The sequence below is a fragment of the Thainema salinarum CENA647 genome, from assembly GCF_057732415.1.
The window spans coordinates 736,032-753,019 of the sequence record NZ_JBYJZJ010000022.1 but is presented as its reverse complement, the minus strand read 5'-3'; the positions used below and the strand labels follow the sequence as shown (position 1 = coordinate 753,019).

General features: G+C 49.4%; 18 protein-coding genes and 2 pseudogenes. 15 read left to right on the top strand and 5 right to left on the bottom strand.

Annotation, left to right across the window (positions count from 1 at the left end; all coding sequences use genetic code 11):
• The first annotated feature begins 65 nt into the window (after positions 1 to 65).
• Complete coding sequence (locus AC286M_RS10095) at positions 66 to 1,481, top strand: DUF3084 family protein (protein ID WP_488204257.1); 1,416 nt, start codon at positions 66 to 68, stop codon at positions 1,479 to 1,481.
• 392 nt (positions 1,482 to 1,873) lie between these two features.
• On the opposite strand, the gene AC286M_RS10090 is transcribed toward AC286M_RS10095, so the two are convergent.
• The 4 genes from AC286M_RS10090 to purB form a co-directional block, all read right to left on the bottom strand.
• Positions 1,874 to 2,314: an ATP synthase subunit B family protein gene (locus AC286M_RS10090; protein ID WP_488204256.1), complete on the bottom strand. Its 441-nt coding sequence runs from the start codon at positions 2,312 to 2,314 to the stop codon at positions 1,874 to 1,876.
• A 102-nt stretch (positions 2,315 to 2,416) separates the two neighbouring features.
• Positions 2,417 to 3,208, bottom strand: a complete 792-nt coding sequence (locus tag AC286M_RS10085) for an alpha/beta hydrolase (RefSeq protein WP_488204255.1) — start codon at positions 3,206 to 3,208, stop codon at positions 2,417 to 2,419.
• 98 nt (positions 3,209 to 3,306) lie between these two features.
• Entirely contained in the window at positions 3,307 to 3,723 is a 417-nt protein-coding gene (locus tag AC286M_RS10080; RefSeq protein ID WP_488204254.1) for a hypothetical protein, read from the bottom strand.
• Between the two features lie 149 nt (positions 3,724 to 3,872).
• Complete coding sequence (gene purB, locus AC286M_RS10075; protein ID WP_488204253.1) at positions 3,873 to 5,189, bottom strand: adenylosuccinate lyase; 1,317 nt, start codon at positions 5,187 to 5,189, stop codon at positions 3,873 to 3,875.
• 120 nt (positions 5,190 to 5,309) lie between these two features.
• Here purB and AC286M_RS10070 point away from each other — a divergent pair, with 120 nt between their 5' ends.
• Together AC286M_RS10070 and AC286M_RS10065 are read left to right on the top strand one after the other, a co-directional pair.
• The gene (locus AC286M_RS10070) at positions 5,310 to 5,609 is read left to right on the top strand and encodes a type II toxin-antitoxin system RelE family toxin (protein WP_488204252.1); all 300 of its coding nucleotides are present in this window, start codon (positions 5,310 to 5,312) and stop codon (positions 5,607 to 5,609) included.
• Positions 5,606 to 5,941 (top strand): hypothetical protein, encoded by a 336-nt coding sequence (locus tag AC286M_RS10065; protein ID WP_488208883.1) that lies wholly within the window; start codon positions 5,606 to 5,608, stop codon positions 5,939 to 5,941. Before AC286M_RS10070 ends, AC286M_RS10065 begins: the two co-directional genes overlap by 4 nt.
• On the opposite strand, the pseudogene AC286M_RS10060 reads toward AC286M_RS10065, so the two are convergent.
• Positions 5,822 to 7,039, bottom strand: a pseudogene (locus AC286M_RS10060) (IS256 family transposase). The gene AC286M_RS10065 and the pseudogene AC286M_RS10060 sit on opposite strands and share 120 nt — an antisense overlap.
• A 256-nt stretch (positions 7,040 to 7,295) precedes the next feature.
• Here AC286M_RS10060 and AC286M_RS10055 point away from each other — a divergent pair.
• From AC286M_RS10055 to AC286M_RS10000, 12 genes and pseudogenes are all read left to right on the top strand, one after another.
• Positions 7,296 to 7,793, top strand: coding sequence for a hypothetical protein (locus AC286M_RS10055; RefSeq protein WP_488204251.1), 498 nt, complete (start codon positions 7,296 to 7,298; stop codon positions 7,791 to 7,793).
• A gap of 60 nt (positions 7,794 to 7,853) precedes the next feature.
• Positions 7,854 to 8,957: a GUN4 domain-containing protein gene (locus AC286M_RS10050; protein WP_488204250.1), complete on the top strand. Its 1,104-nt coding sequence runs from the start codon at positions 7,854 to 7,856 to the stop codon at positions 8,955 to 8,957.
• A gap of 4 nt (positions 8,958 to 8,961) precedes the next feature.
• Positions 8,962 to 9,177 (top strand): DUF2283 domain-containing protein, encoded by a 216-nt coding sequence (locus AC286M_RS10045; RefSeq protein WP_488204249.1) that lies wholly within the window; start codon positions 8,962 to 8,964, stop codon positions 9,175 to 9,177.
• A gap of 58 nt (positions 9,178 to 9,235) precedes the next feature.
• A pseudogene (locus AC286M_RS10040) lies at positions 9,236 to 10,201 on the top strand (GUN4 domain-containing protein).
• A 91-nt stretch (positions 10,202 to 10,292) separates the two neighbouring features.
• Positions 10,293 to 10,427: a TIR domain-containing protein gene (locus AC286M_RS10035; protein ID WP_488204248.1), complete on the top strand. Its 135-nt coding sequence runs from the start codon at positions 10,293 to 10,295 to the stop codon at positions 10,425 to 10,427.
• Positions 10,424 to 11,263 (top strand): GUN4 domain-containing protein, encoded by an 840-nt coding sequence (locus tag AC286M_RS10030; protein WP_488204247.1) that lies wholly within the window; start codon positions 10,424 to 10,426, stop codon positions 11,261 to 11,263. The genes AC286M_RS10035 and AC286M_RS10030 overlap by 4 nt, the downstream gene beginning before the upstream one ends.
• Positions 11,264 to 11,306: 43 nt before the next feature.
• Entirely contained in the window at positions 11,307 to 11,522 is a 216-nt protein-coding gene (locus tag AC286M_RS10025) for a DUF2283 domain-containing protein (RefSeq protein WP_488204246.1), read from the top strand.
• A 127-nt stretch (positions 11,523 to 11,649) separates the two neighbouring features.
• Positions 11,650 to 12,786, top strand: coding sequence for a GUN4 domain-containing protein (locus tag AC286M_RS10020; protein ID WP_488204245.1), 1,137 nt, complete (start codon positions 11,650 to 11,652; stop codon positions 12,784 to 12,786).
• Between the two features lie 464 nt (positions 12,787 to 13,250).
• Positions 13,251 to 13,469 (top strand): gas vesicle structural protein GvpA, encoded by a 219-nt coding sequence (gvpA, locus tag AC286M_RS10015; protein ID WP_488204244.1) that lies wholly within the window; start codon positions 13,251 to 13,253, stop codon positions 13,467 to 13,469.
• A 208-nt stretch (positions 13,470 to 13,677) separates the two neighbouring features.
• Positions 13,678 to 14,952: a hypothetical protein gene (locus tag AC286M_RS10010; protein WP_488204243.1), complete on the top strand. Its 1,275-nt coding sequence runs from the start codon at positions 13,678 to 13,680 to the stop codon at positions 14,950 to 14,952.
• A 4-nt stretch (positions 14,953 to 14,956) separates the two neighbouring features.
• Entirely contained in the window at positions 14,957 to 16,477 is a 1,521-nt protein-coding gene (gene gvpN, locus AC286M_RS10005) for a gas vesicle protein GvpN (RefSeq protein ID WP_488204242.1), read from the top strand.
• Between the two features lie 79 nt (positions 16,478 to 16,556).
• Positions 16,557 to 16,922, top strand: coding sequence for a gas vesicle protein (locus AC286M_RS10000; RefSeq protein ID WP_488204241.1), 366 nt, complete (start codon positions 16,557 to 16,559; stop codon positions 16,920 to 16,922).
• Positions 16,923 to 16,988 lie beyond the last annotated feature (66 nt).

The following is a 16,988-nucleotide window of genomic DNA, read 5'->3' as shown; positions in this document are numbered from 1 at the left end:
ATCCTGACACTACGTCCATTGCGTCGATTGAACAGGCTGTTGCTGTAGGTTAACTAAACTCTTCCATGACCATAGGGTACGTCCTGATTGTGGCTATTCTCATTCTTGGCGGTGTGATCGCAACATTGGGCGATCGCATCGGCATGAAGGTGGGAAAAGCTCGGCTTACCCTGTTCAATCTGCGTCCACGGCAGACTGCGACATTGGTTAGCGTCATAACAGGCAGCTTGATTTCGGCCTCTACTCTGGGAATTTTATTTGCCGTCAGCAGCCAGCTTCGCAAAGGCGTTTTTGAGTTCGAAGAAGTGCAGACGGATCTGCGGGAGGCACAGACGGATCTCCAGCAGGTGCAGCGCGATCGCGAGCGAATCGAAGATGAACTAGAAGAAGCCCAGAGTCGTCAAAAGAAGGCGCAGCAGCGGCTGCAAGAAATTAATAGTTCACTCAACGCGGCAGTAGAGCGTCAGCAACAGACACAGGCACAGCTTAGTCAGACTCAAACAGAGCTACAGCAGAGCGAGCGCAGCTATGGTCAAGCCCAACGTCAACTGCGTCAGCTCTCTCAGCAGGAGCAGGAGCTACAGCAGGAAGTCCAGCAGCTTCAGACGGAACGACAGGCATTGATTGAGCGGGAACGGGAAATTCGGGCGCTGATTGAGGAGCGCGATCGCGAAATTGGCCAACGAGATACTGCGATCGCACGTCAGAAAAACTTACTGGAAGAACTGGAAGCCCAGCAGGATTATCTATCGACCGAGGTTAGACGGCTGGAGCAAGAAGCACAAGGACTGCGTCAAGGCAATGTGGCACTGGCTCGCAATCAGGTCTTGGCTTCGGGTGTATTTCGGGTTGAGCAACCCGAAGCAGCAGTGGATGCGATTCGCCAAATTCTTCAGGAGGCCAATCGAACCGCGCTTCGCGCCGTTTTACCAAACTTCAACGATCCAGAGCAGCAAATTATTTTTATTACGAACCCGGAAGTCCAGCAGCTTGTTGAACAGGTTGATGACGGACAAGCTTATGTAGTACGAATTCTGTCAGCGGCAAACTACTTAGTTGGCGAACCCTGCGTTTTGGAGGAGAACGATCCCTGTATTCAAGTATTTTGGGATGCCGTTCCCAATGACTTGATTTTCGACACAGGAGATGTTGTCGCGGCCACGCCTATTGAGCGCGAGAATTTAACGACTCAGGGCCTGCGAGAGCGATTGTATTTACTCTTAGCAACCTCGCAGTTTCGTTCTCGACAGGCTGGCGTAGTCGTGGACGACGTTGATGTGGCGGGGCGTCCAGAAACCATCTTTCGCTTTTTAGAACAGGTGCAGCGCTATGGGCAGCCCGTCAGCCTACAAGCGATCGCAACTCAGCCCATTTATGCCTCTGGCCCGGTTTTAGTTGATTTGGCTGCCGTACAAGATGGCCGAATTCTGTTCCAAACCGGACAACCCGACCCGTTCCTGCCTCCAACTGGTTTACGTTAGTCATCTAATTCTCTTCGAGGTACGGCTACAGCAGGATCGGTCGGAAGCATTAGCGAGTATGAAGAGCTGCGATGCGGCAACCAGAGAGGGAACAGAATATGCGATCGCGCTAACGTCCTCTGGTAATGCACTTTAGCAGCCTAACAAGACGGGGTATAGCGTCGAAATTGCTGAGATAATTGCCTTGGATCAAGGCTAGTTCAGTCTAGGCATTGAAGTGTTTGGCTCGGTGAATACGGGGGCATCGGTGTTTGACCAAGTCTGCCCCTCCATTTTTGCCTAATTTTTGCCTACAACAAGCTGGAAGGAATTGACAGCTCACGAACCGCTACAAATATCGGGACACGGCAATGCCATGTCCCGATTAAATTCGCCGAATTCTACATGCCGAATTAGCTTAAGTCATCAACCGTATTTTCTGCTTTATCCAAAGCTCGTTCTGCTTTGGTTTTAGCCGAATCGAGTGATGCATTTGCTTGATCTTCTAACCGATTTTTGGCTTCACTGGCTTTGTTTTCGATTTGATTACCAACTCGCTTTGCATTCTCAGAGGTACTGTCCAGAACGCGTTGAGCGTTTTCCCTAACATCACCCGTTCTTTTGGCTTGCTGTTCTCTAGCCTGCTTCGTTATCCTTTCGGCATCTCTCTTAACTTCCGCAGCTGGTCGACTAGGGCGACTAACTTGGTCAGTAATCGTTCGCTCGACGTTGGATGTACTGCGCTGGGGCACGGCCTTGGTGCTAGCAGAGGTTGAGGGATTGCTACAAGCGGTTGTGATGAACAACAGCATTCCAGCAAAGAGGATTCCGAGGGTTCGTTTTAAGAAATTCATGTTTTAGTTTTATGAGGAGTTCTGTGTACAGGTTTCATAGTAGTGAGTCTTACAGTCAGAACGTCCATCACAGGGCTGATCTCAGCCTGCCAAAGGTAGGGGCTATTGGTTTGAGTTTGTCTCAATAATTTGAGTGATTAGCTCAGAGACTTGGCTGGCTCGATTCAGCACCATCAGGTGTCCGGCTTGCTCAATCGCCACGTCAGGTTTAATCCAACGCATGGGAAAAATGCGATCGCACAATCCATGAATATGATGCAGAGAATCGGGGATGGTGTGATTTTTCCACACCACCACGCGATGCAGTGCCCATTTGAGAAAATGCGGGTCGGTATCTAGCAAAATAACTTTTAGCAACTTCCGTTCTTCCACGGTTTCCACGCTAAATACCCAATAGGCAAACCAATAAACTGCCCACAGCAACGTCTTGAAGGGAAAGACGCGATGCAGGGGAAACCAGCGAAATAGTTTGTAGTAAAACGGAATTTCGGCAGTGGTCTTGGCGCTAGACAGGAGAATTACCTGCTCGACATCAATCTGCTTGGCCATCTCCACCGCGACTAATCCACCAAAGGATAGGCCAACTAGAATCGGTTGATCCGACTGAACCTGCTTAGACAAACGGCAGGCATAGCTACTCAGGGATTCACCCCGTTCCGGCTCTAGCCAGTGAATATGTACCGGACGATAGCCCTCAAACTTCAGCTCCCGAAAGACGCGCTCATCCGCTCCAAGACCACTGATAAAGTAAATATCCTTCTCTGCTCGCTCGGTAAACGTGACAATCGCTTGATCTTCTGCTTGATGCTGTGCGATCGCGCTTTGTCTATCCGAGCGACTCGTCGTACCCGCTAGTGCTTCCGACTGATCCCGATTAGGCTGTACCTCTGTCATCTCAAACGATAATTGCTGACTGCTCTAGCAACACTAATCCTATTGTTGAAAGGAACTCATACTTAAGGCGTCGGTAAAAGGGTAGAGGTCAAGTCGTCCTATTCCTCTCTCTCCGCTTTTTCTTTCAACATATCCGACTCAATTGCATTCAGCGTTTTAATTGCCAGTCGCTTGGCTTCCAAATTCCAGCCCCATTTTTGAATTGCAAACGCGACGTAAAACCCAATCGCTGTAGCGGTGAAATCGAGCGGTTGCCGCCAGGAAATGCCTATTAGCAAGCCCAAACCGCCGATGCCCCAAAACGGCAGCGCCACCAGTTGGCGATTGTTTTCTACCAGCTTGGCAATGAAGTTTTTCGGCATACTATCTGCGATCGCAGTTCTGACCTCTTTTTGCTGCGGATAAGGTACAGCCAGACCGTACTTCGGGCGCAGCTTTTCGATTTTGCGAGCCTCGGTGCTGTACTGAGTCAGCTCGTCCTCGGCCATCATAATCAGCTGTTCGGCTTTATCCATTGTTCTTGTTTGGGATAGGTGAATGATTGGATTGTTATTAGAAACCTGTAAGGGCAGGTTTTGCCGAAACCCTAATTACAATGCAATTACGGATCTGCTAAACCTGCCCCTACCGAATGTTTATCAATTACAGACTAGGTGTTTTGGGCTTAAATTCCCAATCGCTGATAAATCGCATCCAGATTCTTCAGGTGATGCTGCGGGTCGAAGCAGGCTTCGATTTCCTCCGGTGAAAGATGCTCTTTCACGCGCGGGTCATCGCAAATGCGCTGATGGAAATCGCCGCCTTCCACGTTCCAGACTTCGTGAGCGTTGGACTGCACTACCTTGTACGCCTCTTCGCGAGACATGCCCTTGTCAACTAGCGCCAGCAGCACTCGCTGACTGAACACCACGCCGCCGTAGACGTTCATGTTGCGCTGCATATTTTCGGGATAGACCAGCAGATTCTTGATCAGGTCGGTCGATTCCACCAGCATGAAGTGGGTAAGGATGCAGGCATCCGGGAACATCACCCGCTCAACGGAACTGTGGGAAATATCGCGCTCGTGCCAGAGGGCAACGTTTTCCAAAGCTGCGATCGCATGTCCGCGCACAATTCGGGCCATCCCCGTCAAACGCTCTGACTTAATCGGGTTGCGCTTGTGGGGCATGGCGGAGGAGCCTTTTTGTCCTTTGGAGAAATACTCTTCCACTTCCAGCACGTCGGTACGCTGCAGGTTGCGAATCTCAACCGCAAACCGCTCAATCGAAGCGGTCAGCAGCGCCAATGCCTGCATGTACTCCGCATGGCGATCGCGGGAGATCACCTGAGTGGAAGCGGCATCGGGCTGTAGACCCAGCTTTTGACAGGTCAAGGACTCGATGCGCGGATCAACATTGGCGTAGGTGCCAACCGCACCGGAAATTTTACCCGTGGCAATCTGGCTGCTGACTGCGGCCAGCCGATCGCGGTGGCGCAGCACTTCAGCCAGCCAACCTGCAAGTTTGAAGCCAAAGGTAATCGGCTCGGCGTGAATGCCGTGGGAGCGACCGATCATCACCGTGTTGCGGTGCTGCTGCGCCTGATAGCGAATCGCCTGAATCAGGTCTTCTAGTCGCCGCATGATCAGCTCAATACTGGCTACTAGTTGCAACGCCAGTGCCGTATCCAACATGTCGGAACTGGTCATGCCCAAGTGAATGTAGCGTCCAGCGTCGCCGACGTACTCGTTCACATTAGTCAAGAAGGCAATCACATCGTGACGGACTTCTTTTTCAATTTCTAAAACGCGATCGCGATCAAAGTTGGCCTTGGCTTTAATTTCCTCAACCGCTTCGGCAGGAATATAGCCCAATTCGGCCTGGGCTTCGCAAACGGCAATTTCCACTTGCAGCCAGGTTTTCAGTTTATAGTCGTCCGTCCAGAGATCGCCCATCTCGGGCAGGGTGTAGCGTTCTATCAAGGCCCGTGTCGCAGAATACAACCGTCTTATTGTACCGAGGGATGAGGGTGATCTGGCGAGAAATTTTGATCCTAATTTGACTAAATCTTGATTGCTTATAATTGATGTGCCTCTTCATCTCTTTCAAGACCAGTAGCAGAGATGTTCGAAATCGACTTTACGCCAGCCGCAGTTAATCATATTCGTGGCTACAGAAAATTTGAGCAACAAATCATTCTCGATGCAATTGAGGAGCAGTTGGCTTACGAGCCAGTCACAGAAACACGAAATTGGAAGCGCTTGGGAGAAAACGAGTTATCCAACTGGGAGCTACGAGTAGACAAGTATCGAGTGTTCTACGATGTGGCTATTGAGAGTGGCGAAAGGGTTGTCCAGGTCAAAGCGATTGGGCACAAGGAACACAACACGCTATACATCGGTGATAAAGAGGTTCAACTATGAGAGTTGTTGAGTTAAAAGATGGGCAACTAACGCTAGATGAGGTTATGTCTCTAGCCCAAAGTGAGGCTATTGTCCTTCGGAATCCAGATGGTCAACTGTTTGCGCTGGCACCTGTTGATGATTTCGATGTTGAGGTGGAGCTGCTGAAGAAAAATCCTGAGTTCATGGCGTTTTTGGGGGTATGTCAAATAGATTGTGTCAAAGGTAAAAACTCAAGTTGGAAAGCAATCGCTGAATTCAATCGCGAAGCGGTTGAGAGCGGGTTTCCAGTCGCGAATGGGCATGGTTCACTTTTTGGCAATATTTTGAATTGCCAAGTAGATAACTTTTAGGGCAGATTCATCGGTTGGAAAAGCTCGGTGGTTTTTAATCACCTTTCTAAGAGTCATATTCATCGATTCAATCGCATTGGTCGTATAGATTGCTTTACGAATCTCCGGTGAAAAAGCAAAGAAGGGAATAATCCGCTGCCAATGATGAAGCCAAGACCTGCTAATGGTTGGATATTGCTGGTCCCACTGCTCGGCAAACTCAACTAAGCGCTGCTCTGCTTCAGTCTCAGTGCTGGCCGTGTAAATCAGCTTGAGGTCTGCTGCAACCGCCTTACGGTCTTTGTAGGACACATAGCGGAGTGAATTTCGTACCATGTGAACAATGCACAACTGCACCTGGGTTTGAGCAAAGACCGCTTCAATGGCATCGGGAAAGCCAGTGAGGCCATCACAGCAAGCGATGAAGATGTCTTTGAGACCCCTATTTTGCAGCTCTGTGAGCACTTGAAGCCAAAATTTGGCAGACTCGTTCTGGGTCATCCACATCCCCAAGAGTTCTTTGGTGCCAGACAAGTTAACCCCAAGCGCCAAGTGAATCGCTTTGTTGATCACCCGCCCGTCTTGTCTGACTTTGACCACGATGGCATCAAAATAGACGATGGGATAAACCGGGTCGAGCGCGCGATTTTGCCAAATTTTACGCTCCGTTTCAACCGCATCCGTGACGTTCGAGATCAGCCCGGCTGAGACCTCAACGCCATACAGGTCTTGCAGTTGAGCCTGAATGTCACGGGTACTCATGCCCCTGGCATAGAGGGACAAGATCTTGTCATCAAAGCCCTCGAAGCGGGTCTGCCCCTTCTTGACGATGATGGGTTCAAACTCACTGTTGCGGTCACGGGGAACATTGATTTGAGCTTCTCCAAACTCCCCTTTGATGGTCTTCTTGCTGTGGCCGTTGCGGCGGTTACGAGTTGGCTTGACGTCGCTTTCAGGCTCCGCCTGTTGCTCGTCCAGATGGGTTTTCATTTCCGCATTCAAGCAGCGTTCCACCAAAGCCGCCGTGAGCTGCTTAAGAATCCCTCCATCCCCCAGCAGGTCTTCGGGATTCTGATAGCCTTTAAGCAATTCATCCAGGAGTTCAGGTCGAAAAGTCATAGTACGAGTCTCTTAGGTTCAATAGTTCATTAGATCTCATCTCTGACCTTTGACACAATCTAATTTACAATCCCGTTTTTGGAAGAACTGTCTCAGGAAAAAGCAACGGTTTCGTTGAAATCTTTGCGGACAGAGTTGGGACTGTAAGTGCAGTAATATCTGCGATCGCACTTCAGAATTTTCTAACAACGGTGCCCTCTGACTGAAACCTTGGTTTTGACTGATAATTGATCTGCTCCTTTATTCCCGAAACCCTATGTCTAAGAACGATCCGGCTGTGCTGAAATCGGTTACTGTGAGTCTGCCGTTTGGCATTGGCTCGGCCTCCTGGGAAGCTGACCCCACTGAACGCCATGCGGCTTGGGAACTCTACATTGAACTGGTGACACGGGTGGCGGTGCAGTCGCTGAGCACGGAGGAGGGGTTAATGCGGGAGGCGCTGAACTCGCTCTACAGTTTGTTTGGTTCAACGCGCGAGATTTTACGCAAGGCGGGGCCAAAGGTGGGCGCATCGCGGCAGTCGGTGGGGGGAATTGCCATAGCGGTTCTCAATAATGGCCTACGTCCGTTTTTGTCGAAGTGGCACCCACAGCTTCAGGAGTGGGAAGTGAAGAAGACTGACGGGGTGAGTGCCCCAGCCCATGAGAAAGCCTGGGAGCATGAACCGGAGTTACGCGCAGCGTTGGAGAAATTGCGTCAGGAGTTGGAGCAGTATGCCAATGCGCTAGCGGAGATTGCCGGAGTCAACGAGTAGGGTGCCGTTGAGCAACGCGAAACGCACCGTTAGATCAGGTTCAATGGAGTCATTAGATGAATGTCAGAACAGCAGTTTGATGTATTTCTGTGCCACAACAGCGAAGATAAAACTGCTGTCATTCAGATTGCACAACAGCTTCAAAAGATTGGCCTAAAACCTTGGTTGGACATATGGGAAATTCAACCTGGTGCAATTTGGCAGTTCGAATTGGAGCAACAGATTGAAAATATTAATGCTGCCGCTGTATTTGTTGGGCAACAGGGGATTGGCCCTTGGCAGAGTGAGGAAATTTATGCGTTTCTACAAGAATTTATTCAGCGAAAACGTCCAGTAATTCCAGTGATGCTGGATGATGCGCCGCAAACACCACGATTACCAATCTTCTTGAAAAATCGCCATTGGGTTGATTTTCGATTGCAAGATCCTGAACCGTTAGCGCAGCTTGTTTGGGGTATTACTGGAGAAAAGCCAGATAGTTCGCAGGTAAAGCTAGAAGCAGCTCAGGTAACTTTGATCGATCTAGATTCAGCTTTGGCATTATCTAAATTAAACAACTCGCTTAGGTTACCTAATTCGCGAAGAGAGGACATACGGCAAAGGGCAAAGGCGGCTATAGAATCATCCCAAAGAATTAAAGAAAGATCTCTCACATCAGCATCATCAGAAGATGACTTAGCCTCAGAGAAGGAAGTTGATTACACACGATTGCGCAATTTGCTGAGAGCGGGCAAGTGGAAAGAGGCAGACAAAGAAACCGCTAACCAAATGCTCAAGGCGATGGAAAAGGAAAATCGGGGGGATGTAGGTAGTCAAGACCTGCTGAACTTTCCCTGTGCGGATTTGAAAACGATTGATCTGCTGTGGGTGAAGTATAGTAATGGTCAATTTGGTTTTAGTGTGCAGAAAGAAATTTACGTCCAGTGTGAAGCCAAGCTGAATGGCGAATATCCAGGTACTAAAATTTGGAGAATATTCTGCAATGCAATTGGCTGGAGAATGAACAGCTTATATATCTACTACCCCGATATAACATTTGGCACATCAGCACCCAGGGGCCACCTTCCGGCAGTGTTCTGTGGGACAGGTTTAGGGGTGACTCTCTTCTCTCGTATTCAGGCTTGTCAGCCATCGCAAATAGAGGCTTCAGCTAAAGAGGATTAGAACCGTGAAAATTCAGTATTTTCCAGAAACGGATACGCTATCGATTCGGTTAAATAGTAATCCCTGTATTGAATCGGAGGAAATTGCGCCGGATGTGGTAGTTGATTTTGATGAAGCGGGTGGAGTCGTGGGATTAGAGATTGACTTGGCTTCTTCCAAGGTTAATCTCAAAAATTTAGACTTGAAAGGTTTGTTGATCCCTGAATTGCTTTCACAATAGTTGAAGCATATTGGAGTAGGACGATTTTTTTACTTGGTTTAGCAGGAGCAACTGGTAGATGACGGAGCAGCAGTTTGATGTCTTTCTGGCTCATAGCAGCAAAGATAAACCACTGATTCGTCAGATCTATCGTCAATTAAAAGCACGAGGGATTAACCCTTGGCTTGATGAAGAAGAAATTGCCCCTGGAACAAAGTTTCAAGATGAGATTCAACAGGCAATCGGCAAAATTAAAACAGCGGCTATCTGTATTGGACAAAGTGGCTTAGGTCGCTGGCAGACTTTGGAGCTGAAAGCGTTTATTAGTCGATGTGTTGAGCGTGATATTCCAGTAATTCCGGTTTTGTTGCCCAATACCACAACAATTCCAGAGGAGTTACTCTTCCTGAGAGAATTTCATGCAGTTTGGTTCAATAATGGAATTAGTGATGAGCGTGCGCTGTTTCAGTTAGAGTGGGGAATTACAGGTCGAAAACCCACTATAAGCACAAAAACAAATTCACAGAATGATGTTGAACTGCCGAAACCACCAGAGCCAGAGCCTAGTAACGATGATGACTTGAGTTCGGAGAAAGGGATTGACTATACGCGATTGCGTGATTTGCTGAAGACAGGTGAGTGGAAAGAGGCAGATAAAGAGACCTATGAAGTGATGATCCGGGCAGTTGGCAAAAGAACAGGGGAGTGGTTTACGTCAGATGAACTTCTGAACTTTCCTTGTACGGATCTAAAAACGATAGATCGACTGTGAATGAAGTACAGCAACGGTCAATTTAGTTTCAGCACACAAAAAGAAATTTACGTCCAGTGTAGTGCAAAGCTAGACGGCGAATATCCAGGTGATAGGACTTGGCAAGAATTCTGTGATCGCATTGGATGGAGAGTGAACGGTTCATATGTCTACTACTCTGATATAACATTTAGCACATTTGCACCTCACGGCCACCTCCCTGGGAGTTGGTGGTGGGGTTTGTTGGGGGTTTATTTATGGGTGTGGTCTCTTCTTTCGCATCCCGATTTGTGAGTCATAGAGCTTATCACAATGTTGCTGGTTGTAGGACAAAGTGGTGAAGAAATCCAGGAATTGGATGGGCAGCAGGGCAGATTTTGAGTAGATGAGCTTTATTTTTGTCAGTTACAGTCGCCAGGATCAGGATTATGTGGGGCAGATTGTGCAGGTACTGAAGGCGCAAGAGTTGCCTGTGTGGTTGGATGACCGGATTGATACGGTTCAACCTGGCCGCGTGTGATTGAAGAACATCTGGAAAATTGCCAAGTGGTTCTGCTGGTGATGTCTCCCCGTTCTCGCGACTCGCATTGGGTGCAGTGTGAGCTGAGCCATGCGCTGAGCTTGGGTAAGCCTATTTTTCCGTTGTTGCTGGAAGGGCGGCGCTGGTTGTCAGTTGCCGCGCTGCAAGTGGTGGATGTCACAAATGGCGGACTGCCACCCAGTCAGTTTTTTGATACTGTGCGCCAACATTTTTCAAAAGCACTAACAACTTCACAGATAATTCCAACTAAATATAAGGAACTAATTTCTTTTTCATCCTCATTACTACAGCCCCAATCATCACAGTCTGTAAAACTTGCAGAGGATGACCTGAGTTCAGAAAAGAGAATTTACTATGCACGATTGCGAGATTTGCTCAAAGCGGGTGAGTGGAAAGAGGCTGATAATGAAACTTATCTGCGAATACTAGAGGCAGTTGGTCGAAAAGATGGTCAGTGGATTCACAGTAAGGAGTTACTGAATTTCCCTCATACAGATCTGAAAACGATTGATCATCTGTGGGCAAAGTACAGCGATAATCGATTTGGGTTTAGTGTGCAAAAAGAAATCTACATTCAGTGTGGTGCGAAACTAGAGGGCAAATATCCAGGTAATAAGATTTGGCAAGAATTCTGCGATCTCGTTGGCTGGCGGGTAAACGGCAAGTATCTTTACTACTCCGATGTGATGTTTGTCGCCTCAGCACCTCAAGGCCATCTTCCTGCTTTGTTCTGTCGTTTACATTTTGGTGGTTGGGGATTTGTTTGGAAAGGGGGCGTAGAGACTAGATTCCTTTTCTCGCATCCAGGCTTGTGAGCCATAACGAATAATTGCTTCAGCTAGATTAGGAGCTAGAACCGTGAAAATTCAGTATTTTCCAGAAACGGATACGCTATCGATTCGGCTGAATAGTAATCCCTGTATTGAATCCGAGGAGATTGCGCCGGATGTGGTGGTTGATTTTGATGAAGCGGGTGGAGTTGTCGGTTTAGAAATTGACTTGGCTTCTTCCAAAGTTGATCTCAAAAATTTAGACTTGAAGGGTTTGCCGATTCCTGAATTGCTCTCACAATAGTTGAAGCCTATTACAGTAGGGTGCTGTTGAGCAACGCGAAACGCACCGTTACAAGGCTAGCCGCGAAAGAAGAAGCGGGTACATTAGGGAAATAACAAAGCCAAAGTTTTGTAGGACGATTTGACGAATGACGGAGCAGCAGTTTGATGTATTTCTGTGTCACAACAGCGAAGACAAACCTGCCGTTATTCAGATCGCGCAACAGCTACGGATGAATGGGCTAAAGCCTTGGCTCGATGTATGGGAACTTCAGCCGGGTGGAATTTGGCAATTTGAGCTAGAGCAGCAGATTGAAAGCATAAACGCTGCGGCTGTCTTCGTTGGGCAGCAGGGACTTGGCCCTTGGCAGAGCGAGGAAATTTATGCGTTTCTGCAAGAATTTATTCGGCGCAAATGTCCGGTGATTCCGGTGATGCTGCACGATGCGCCTCAACAGCCACGCTTGCCAATTTTCTTGAAAAATCGCCACTGGGTTGATTTTCGGCTGCAAGAGCCTGATCCACTGGTGCAGCTCGTGTGGGGGATTACGGGTAAACGACCCGACAGTCTGCAGGTGGAACCCGCAACGGCTGAAGTGATTTCGATTCAAGAGCCAAATCCTGCTCCGCCACCGTCAGCGGTACATGAAGAATTGGAAGCTTTGCGGCGCGAGCTAGAAGCGTTACGGGCGAGTCAGCAGAAGACTCAATCCTATACATTTTATCAATCGGAAATTGGGAATATCAAGCTACCCAAACCACCAGCACCAAAACCCAGCGAAGATGATGACCTGAGTTCGGAGAAAGGGATTGACCACACGCGACTGCGAGATTTGCTGAAGGCGGGTGAATGGAAAGAGGCGGATCAAGAAACCGCTGACAAAATGCTTAAGGCAATGGCAAAGGACGAATGGTGGGAGGTATCCAGTGACGACCTTCTAAACTTTCCTTGTACGGATCTGAAGACGATTGATCGGCTGTGGGTGAAGTACAGCAATGGTCGATTTGGTTTCAGCGTGCAAAAAGAAATTTACGTCCAGTGTGGGGCAAAGCTAGACGGCAAATATCCAGGTGATAAGATTTGGGGAGAATTCTGCGATCTCACCGGATGGAGAGTGAATAGCAAGTATACTTGCTACTCTGACGTAATATTTAGCACCTCGGCACCCCAAGGCCACCTCCCGCTGTGGTGGCTGGGTCCGTGGTTTTTAGGGCGTGTGGTGGAGGGGCGTGCGGCGGCGCGTACTCTTCTCTCACATCCAGACTTGATAGAGCGTGAGGCATAAATCTTTTCGATTCCTATCATCTCCACCCAAACAATCCGGCAAGTGGATAAGCGCGATCGCACCCTTCAGCACCCCTCAGAACCCCTCAGCAACAGGTCAACCGCACTGCTATATCAACGGTTGCAACAACATCATTGCGTTTCATTAACTTTAATCGCCCTGTATAGCGATTTTCAAATCGGACTTGGGAATGATAGCGATAGCTTCAACTGAAGTGATTGAAATGAAAGCGATTAATAGCTGACCAATGATCACTATTCATTGTCGTTACCATCGCTCTGTAGATTGCTCAGCCTCCAACTTGCACAGCACCACCTGGCAAGAAAACAACCTGTAAACCAATTCAATGGACAGGGATAGTTTCCGTCAACTCCGCACTCGCTGAGCCGTCAATCTTTCACTCACAACTTGAAGTTTTTCACCTTTATCTCGTACTTGACGCATTAAATTAGGGAACCTAAACCATGGCAGTTGAAAAAGTTAATTCCTCCTCTAGCCTAGCTGAAGTTGTTGACCGCATTCTCGACAAAGGCATCGTAGTTGACGCATGGGTTCGTGTATCTCTGGTAGGTATCGAACTTCTCGCTGTAGAAGCTCGCGTCGTTATCGCTTCTGTTGAAACCTATCTGAAATACGCCGAAGCAGTTGGTTTGACCGCACAAGCTGCTGTTCCTAACGCTTAATCACACAAGGGGAAAAGATGCGATCGCAACTATGCTATTGCGTGTCCATCCTTTCCCCTTTTTTTGAGTTCAAGTTTTTCATTTAGTTGCCAAAAACTAATTCTCAACATCCAAAATTTTCAACAGCTAAATTCTCAAAGCTACATTTTCAACGATTAGCTCATTTGCAATTTACCCGTTTAAGAAGCGTACTTAGGAGGTCGCGCCCGTGACTTCACTCCAGGCACAGTGGCAAGAGCAGCGGCAACATCGCCAGGCTGAAATTCTCAATCGACAGCAGCAGGTGCAGGATATTCTGGCTGCCTTCTCTATTGATCGCACGATTCAAGCCGCACAGGTGCGAGATGACTTGAGCCAGTTCACGTTTGCGCTTCAGCAAGACACGCAAGCCTTTTTGAATCAGACCGCTCAAGATCGGCAGGTGCGCCGTGTTGAAGTTGCCGAGCGACTCCACCAGTTTGTTGAATCTCTACGAGCCGAAACGGCTGATTTCCTATCGTTGACGGCAGCAGATCGCGTTCTGATGGCACAGGAAGTCTCGCAAACGCTCAGCCAGTTTCATGCTGAAATGCAGCAGGCTGTAGCCGAGCTACGCAGCGATCTCCAAGCTAGGGTTCAAGCTCTGCAAACGATTACCCAGGTTCAATTGGCCCAGCACCGTCACGATCGCGTTGCCATGAGTGCCCAGCAGCAACAGGAACTGACTCAGTTTGTGCAGCAGCTCCAAGCTGATGTCGAAACTTATTTACTGGAACTCGACGTGCTGCGCCAAGAGCGGATTTTTGAACTGCGACAGATGTTGAATCAGAGCCAGCAAGAGCGTCTCGTAGCAGTGGACGCATTGTTTGCTGAATTCGCTGAGTTTCGAACCGAACTGCAAGACTATCGCAATCAAATTCAAGCCTATGTTTGGGGATCCGACGGCATCATAGCGCGCACCCCGGTGCGTTCAACCATGCCACCTCGCCACCCTGCTCCTAAACCTGTAGCACCTGCGACCTCCGCCAAAAAGTTGGGCCAACCCAGCCCACCCCCACCTAGCCGACCTGTGGCCCAGCGGTCTGCACCCACAACCGCTAAAGTCGCTGTGAAATCGGCTATGCCCCGCTCGGTTCCGGCTGCTACCGCACAGTCTGCACCTGTCCGAGTCGCCGCTCAGCCCGTTGCTCAGTCTGCTCCCGTAGCCGCAGCACCCCAAGCAACAGCCGTGGCAACTTTGCCAGCGCTAACCCTGGAAGAGGTGGCACCTGCGATCGCACCTATTCCAGTTCCCACAGTAGCAGTAGCTCAGCCATCGTTAAATGTGACGGAGCAAGCAGTTTATGACTGCCTGAACCAAATGGGTGGACTGCGGCTGAATGAAATTGAACGTCAGCTTAATCTCAATCGTATTCAAGCAGTAGATGCGTTGCGATCGCTAATTTGTAACGGCCAAGTGGTTCGACGCGACGGCGTTTATGTTGTGCATAAGGTAATGAGGTAACATCGTGACCACGGTTCTGCAAGCTCGCCCCCGGCAATTCGTCAGTACCCCCAGCGTTGAGCGCATCGCGGCCCGATCGCTCCGCTACCTCCAGTCGGGCTATTCCATTCATTTACGCGGCCCTGCGGGTACGGGGAAAACGACATTGGCTATGCACTTGGCCGATTTGCTCAGTCGTCCGATCATGCTGCTGTTTGGCGATGATGAGTACAAAACCTCTGACCTAATCGGCAACCAGTCCGGCTATACCCGCAAAAAAGTGGTGGATAACTTTATCCACAGTGTAATTAAAGTCGAAGACGAAATGCGGCAAACCTGGGTCGATTCCCGCTTGACCCTGGCCTGTCGGGAAGGATTTACGCTGGTTTACGACGAATTCAACCGCTCTCGGCCTGAAGTCAACAACGTTCTGCTGTCGGCGTTAGAGGAAAAGCTGATTGTTCTACCACCCAGCGGTAATCGGCCCGAATATATCCGAGTAAATCCTCATTTTCGCGGCATTTTCACCTCGAACCCTGAGGAATACTGCGGCGTTCACGGTACGCAAGATGCGCTGATGGATCGCTTAATTACCATCGATATGCCGGAGCCGGACGAGCTGACCCAGCAGGAAATCCTGGTTCAGAAAACCAATATTGAGCGTTCGGCAGCACTGGCGATCGTACGTATGGTAAAAGCCTTTCAGCGGAAAGCGAGCAAAGAACGCGCCTCCAGCCTGCGAGCCAGCATGATGATTGCCAAGGTTTGCCAGGAGCATGATGTGCGGATTGTTCCAGAGGATGTAGACTTTCGCGATACCTGTAGCGACATTCTCCTCTCACGCGCCGCTGTCCCCGTTGACGAAGCCCGTCAGATTCTCTGGTCTCTGTTCAACAGCGTCATCGTCAGCGACCTGATTGTGCCAGGTGTTGACTTAGCTACCGAAATCCGGGATTTGACCGAACCGGAAGCTACCCTGACTCAGCCCAAGCATCCTGAGTTCATTAATGGAAACGGTAAGCTGAATCCTACGCAAAACGGTGCTGGAGCAGCGAATACAGCTAATTCCGCAACGGTAGAGCTAATAGAAACAGTAGAGAAAGAAACTGCGATCGCAGTTTCCCCGCCATCTACCCCTGCTCAACCGCAAACCGATGAATCAGCTCCAACACCAGCCACAACTGCTACCCTAGAGGCAGAACCGCGCCCGAACCGTCCACAGCCTGTCGCCCAATCCGTTGCCAAACCAGTTGCTGATCAGCCGACAACGGCTCAATCAGCGGTAGCTCAATCAGCTGCACCTGCAAAAGCAACGGCCACCAAAGCAGCTCCGGCGGCAGACCCTGCTGCCCGCATCCAAAACCCCGATGCGATCGCAGTTTACAAGCAGCTCAACACGGATGGCCCAGCTCGGCTATCTCAGCTAGAGGCCGCCTTGGGATTGAACCGTTTCCAAACTGTAAATGCGCTCAAGCGCCTTGCTGAACTCGGCTTAATCACTCAGGTGGGCGGACAAGGCAAGCCATCCATGTTTAAGATTCGCTAGCTTTAGCCATTTGGCGAAGTGAACTGCGATCGCAGACTGGCCGTCCCAACCCTGAGTCTATTGACTAACTAGGTAATCCATGACTGGCACTACTTATAACCGTCCCCAAAGTAGCCCTCAACGCCCAATCGCCACATCGACTCAAGCCTCAACTCTAGCCGATGTGCTGGAGCGGGTACTCGATAAAGGCATCGTCATCGCTGGCGATATTGCGATCTCCGTTGGTTCTACAGAACTGCTGACAATTCGCATTCGTCTACTCGTTTCCTCAGTGGATAAAGCCAAGGAGATCGGTATCAACTGGTGGGAAAGCGATCCTTATCTCAGCGGCCAATCGCGAGAACTATTGGAATCGAACCGTCAGCTCCAGCAGCGGATTGAAGGACTAGAAGCAGAACTACGAGCTTTAAGAGCTGCACCAGAACCGCAATCAACAGAACGATAAGCAAAAGACAGACAGAAGGGGCTGACTCAATGGGTCAGCCCCTTCTGTTTGGCAACGTATCAGTTT

Bases quoted from the DNA above. Each gene is read 5' to 3' on its own strand.
- AC286M_RS10055 (WP_488204251.1), top strand. From the start codon at position 7,296: ATGTCTAAGAACGATCCGGCTGTGCTGAAATCGGTTACTGTGAGTCTG.
- AC286M_RS10050 (WP_488204250.1), top strand. From the start codon at position 7,854: ATGTCAGAACAGCAGTTTGATGTATTTCTGTGCCACAACAGCGAAGAT.
- AC286M_RS10095 (WP_488204257.1), top strand. From the start codon at position 66: ATGACCATAGGGTACGTCCTGATTGTGGCTATTCTCATTCTTGGCGGT.
- AC286M_RS10020 (WP_488204245.1), top strand. From the start codon at position 11,650: ATGACGGAGCAGCAGTTTGATGTATTTCTGTGTCACAACAGCGAAGAC.
- AC286M_RS10000 (WP_488204241.1), top strand. From the start codon at position 16,557: ATGACTGGCACTACTTATAACCGTCCCCAAAGTAGCCCTCAACGCCCA.
- AC286M_RS10035 (WP_488204248.1), top strand. From the start codon at position 10,293: ATGAGCTTTATTTTTGTCAGTTACAGTCGCCAGGATCAGGATTATGTG.
- gvpA (WP_488204244.1), top strand. From the start codon at position 13,251: ATGGCAGTTGAAAAAGTTAATTCCTCCTCTAGCCTAGCTGAAGTTGTT.
- AC286M_RS10090 (WP_488204256.1), bottom strand. From the start codon at position 2,314: ATGAATTTCTTAAAACGAACCCTCGGAATCCTCTTTGCTGGAATGCTG.
- AC286M_RS10080 (WP_488204254.1), bottom strand. From the start codon at position 3,723: ATGGATAAAGCCGAACAGCTGATTATGATGGCCGAGGACGAGCTGACT.
- AC286M_RS10085 (WP_488204255.1), bottom strand. From the start codon at position 3,208: ATGACAGAGGTACAGCCTAATCGGGATCAGTCGGAAGCACTAGCGGGT.
- AC286M_RS10065 (WP_488208883.1), top strand. From the start codon at position 5,606: ATGAGAGTTGTTGAGTTAAAAGATGGGCAACTAACGCTAGATGAGGTT.
- AC286M_RS10070 (WP_488204252.1), top strand. From the start codon at position 5,310: ATGTTCGAAATCGACTTTACGCCAGCCGCAGTTAATCATATTCGTGGC.